The organism is Occallatibacter sp. (genome assembly GCF_049802275.1).
In the GTDB taxonomy this organism is placed as follows: Bacteria; Acidobacteriota; Terriglobia; order Terriglobales; family Acidobacteriaceae; genus Telmatobacter.
In genome coordinates, this window is record NZ_JBARMD010000164.1 from 1 (window position 1) to 1961 (window position 1961).

3 protein-coding genes are annotated in these 1961 nt (G+C 57.8%); all 3 read left to right on the forward strand.

Translation table 11 applies throughout. From position 1 onward, the window contains the following. Positions 1-831 (forward strand): ABC transporter ATP-binding protein (locus tag WA354_RS05240; protein ID WP_472811956.1); only part of this gene is annotated, 831 nt, incomplete at its 5' end. After that, on the forward strand, positions 818-1690 hold the full coding sequence (locus WA354_RS05245) for an ABC transporter permease subunit (RefSeq protein WP_472811957.1): 873 nt from the start codon (positions 818-820) through the stop codon (positions 1688-1690). The genes WA354_RS05240 and WA354_RS05245, both read left to right, overlap by 14 nt. Next, positions 1687-1961, forward strand: a 275-nt coding sequence (locus WA354_RS05250; RefSeq protein ID WP_472811958.1) for an ATP-binding cassette domain-containing protein, incomplete at its 3' end; no start/stop codon positions are given. The genes WA354_RS05245 and WA354_RS05250, both read left to right, overlap by 4 nt.

Consider the following 1961-nt stretch of genomic DNA (forward strand, 5'->3'; position numbering starts at 1 on the left):
GGCGCGGGCAAATCGACGCTGATCAACACTCTGCTCGGGTTTCACGAGCCGGCCAGCGGCAACGCACAGGTGCTTGGCCTGGATGCACGTGTGGACCGGATGCGGATCCGCCAGAGCGTCGGCTACATGCCGGAGAACGACTCCTTCATCGGCAACATGAATGGCGTGCGATTCGTGCGCTACATGGCAGAGCTTGCAGGGTTGCCGCCGGCCGAAGCGCTGGAGCGTGCGCACGAAGCCCTGTTCTACGTGGGACTGGGCGAGGTGCGATATCGCAAGATCAGCACCTATTCATTGGGGATGAAGCAGTTGATCAAGTTGGCGCAGGCGTTGGCGCACGGACCAAAATTGCTGATTCTCGATGAGCCGACGAACGGTCTCGACCCCACGGCGCGCCAACGCATGATTCAGCTCATCAAAGATATTCGCAAGCAGGGTGGGACGCACCTTTTGATTTCATCGCACCTGCTGCGCGATATCGATGAGACTTGCGACGAAGTATTGATTCTGAACAAGGGGCGGATTGCGGCGATTTCGAATATTGAGGAGGAGCGGCGATCGCATCGCAACTTCATCGAGATGGAAATGGCCGGCAGTACAGAGGCATTTACGCAAAAGATGCAATCGCTGGGATGCGAGTGCGCAAGTTTTGCCGGCGGTCGCGTGAAGCTGGTGATGCCGGACGCATTGAGTGCGCGCGATCTCTACGTGACGGCAGCGGAGTTCGGCGTGCAGATCCGGCGCATTCAGCTAAGACGCGATTCGCTCGAAGACATTTTTCTGCGGGCGATGGACTATGAAGGAGGCCGGGTAGACCATGTCCGTGTTTGATCATGATTACCGGCCGTATGAAGGCCGTTTGACTCCGTTGGGGTCGCGTCCGCTGGTGCTGGCGCGGTACGCGATGCACGAGGCATGGTCGTCGAAGATCACAATTGGGCTGTTTGTTCTTTCGCTTCTGCCGTGCCTGGTGGAACTGGTGATTATGTATGTGGCGGACAACCCCATCGCCCGGGCTTTAATTATGCGTGGGGAGTCTCCGTTGGCCATCAACGAGCGCTTCTTCCTGAATGTTCTGGAGACGCAGTGCTGGTGCGCTCTGGTGCTGGCGGCGTGGATTGCGCCGCGACTCGTTTCGTTTGATCTGGGCGACAACGCACTTCCGATTCTGCTGAGCCATCCTGTTTCGCGTTTTGGATATTTGCTGGGCAAGTTTCTTGCGCTGGTATTGTCTCTGTCGTATGTCACCTGGATTCCTTGCCTGCTGCTTTTTGTCTACCAGTGCTATGCGTCGCCGCAGCCGTGGGGAATGTCGCATCTGTCGCTTGCGATGGGCATTTTCGCAGGTGCGGCGGTGTGGATTGTGCTGCTCTCGATGTTGGGGCTTGCGGTTTCGGCTTGGGTGAAATGGCGCGTCATTGCTACCGGCGCGATCTTCGCGGTGGTGTTTGTGCCGGCGGGCGTGGGAGGCATTGCCAGCGCCATTCTGCGGACGAAGTGGGGATTGCTGCTTAATGTTCCGGTGGTTATGACGGAGATCTGGCAGTGCATGCTGGGCGCACCCAAGTTCATGAACGAACGGCTGGAGATGCCGACTTCCGCGCTGGTGGCGGTTCTCGTACTGACGTGCCTGGGATGTGTCGCCGTGTTGAATGCACGCATTCGTGCGCGAGAGGTGGTGCGCGGATGAACGCAGCGACCGACACAATTCGTTTTGAGAATGTTTCAAAGTTCTATGGCGAAGTGCTGGGTGTGAATCGTGTTTCACTCACACTGACGCCGGGAATCACGACGCTGGTGGGTCCAAACGGGTCAGGCAAGACTACGCTGATGAATTTGATGACCGGGCTGGTGCAGCCTTCGCGCGGTACTGTCTCGGTGTTGGGGCTGGAGCCATCAAATGCGACGGAGTTTTTCTGCAACCTGGGATATTGCGCGCAGTTCGACTCATTTCCACGCGG

What these genes read in the sequence shown, in the direction of transcription:
- WA354_RS05245 (WP_472811957.1), top strand. Translation starts at nt 818, where the DNA reads ATGTCCGTGTTTGATCATGATTACCGGCCGTATGAAGGCCGTTTGACT.